We start from the raw sequence: 1,568 nt of genomic DNA on the forward strand, positions 1-1,568 counted from the left end.
TATCTTCTGTTTTTGCCCAACAACTTCTTCACTTATTCCAAAAGCATTTTCAATGTCATCATATGTTTTGAGTGCTTCATCGAAACGATCTTGATATAAATACAAAGCAGCAAGTTCAAATAAATACTGATCCGTATTATCTAGCCTGGCAGTCATAATTTCCAACCACTCAGAAGCGGCTTTGAAATCTCCCAACTGCGTATTGATGTCAGCTGCTAATACATAAAAATACTTGTTGTCTTGCTCCAGCTCCAAAGCGGATGTTATATTCTGAAGAGCTTTGGTTAAGTTGTCACCTTTGGCATGTATTTGAGCTATCTTAAAATAGAGCGTGGCATTGTCTTCGTTTATTTCAAGTGATTTTTGAAATAGCCCCAATGCTTTTGAGTAGTCTTCAAGAATGTAATACTTTTCTCCCTCTGTAAAGTAAAACTCTGCCTCTCTTAGTTTTGATTCTCTGGAGCGATCCTTTTTCGACTTTTGAGCCTGAGCACCCGTTACTATAAAAAGTAAAACGGCCAGGCTCAAAATGAATTTTGCTATATGGTTGTGTTGAATTGCCAACTAGTTGTTTCCCCTCTTGATCGCATTGTAATCTCCCAGACTGAGGTCTTCTTGATTGCCTTCAAAAGTAACGAAATTACCCAGCATGGAGTTTTTGAAGTTAGCATTATTTATCTCAGAATTCTCTTGTATGATAGAATTTTGAATGACAGAATTCTTTAAAGAGGTGTTTTTGCCAACAGATACGTGCGGTCCAAGAACGCAATTTTCTACAGTGGCATCTTCACCAATATATACGGGTGGTATAATTACACAATTAGTTTGCTTTACCGACTTCGCGATTAAACCCTGGTCTTTGATGTACTCTAAATACCTTTGATTGGTGTGTACAGTGGCATCTTTGTTACCACAATCTAACCACTCTGATACTTCACCGGGCACAAATTTCGCACCTTTTTGCTTCATATTTTCAAGAGCATCAGTTAGCTGGTACTCACCTTTACCCATGATTTTATTATCGACCAGGTATTGCAGCTCGTTTTTCAGGAATTCCCCATCCTTGAAATAGTAAATTCCGATTATAGCCAGGTCAGATACAAAATCCTTTGGCTTTTCTATAAAATCAGTGATGTGATTATCATTGTCAATTTTGACCACTCCAAAAGCTGAAGGATCTTCTACTTTTTGTACCCAAATGATACCGTCTTTTTCAGGGTTAAGCTTAAAATCAGCTCTAAATAGTGTATCTGCGAAAGCAACTATAGAGTTGCCTTCCAAAATTTCCTGTGCGCATAAAATAGCATGGGCCGTACCTAGTTTTTCATCCTGATAATAGATATGACCTTTGCCGCCAACTGATTCAGCTACTTCTTTAAGGTCTTTTTCTACTTCAACGCCAAAGTCACGGCCAATTATAAAGCCAATGTTGTTTATCTCCTGATTGCATACTTCAGCAATATCTTCAACAAGCCTTTGTACAATTGGCTTTCCGGCAATAGGTATAAGTGGTTTTGGTGTAGTAAGCGTATGAGGTCTTAGACGAGTGCCACGACCCGCCATAGGTA

General features: G+C 38.4%; 2 protein-coding genes. Both read right to left on the reverse strand.

Going from position 1 to position 1,568, the window contains the following annotated elements; all coding sequences use genetic code 11:
* Positions 1 to 564, reverse strand: a 564-nt coding sequence (locus tag E1176_RS01215; RefSeq protein WP_155208762.1) for a tetratricopeptide repeat protein, incomplete at its 3' end; no start/stop codon positions are given.
* A partial coding sequence (locus E1176_RS01220) for a sugar phosphate nucleotidyltransferase (protein ID WP_246205904.1) occupies positions 565 to 1,568 on the reverse strand: 1,004 nt, incomplete at its 5' end.

It is taken from the genome of Fulvivirga aurantia (assembly GCF_009711475.1).
In the GTDB taxonomy this organism is placed as follows: Bacteria; Bacteroidota; Bacteroidia; order Cytophagales; family Cyclobacteriaceae; genus Fulvivirga; species Fulvivirga aurantia.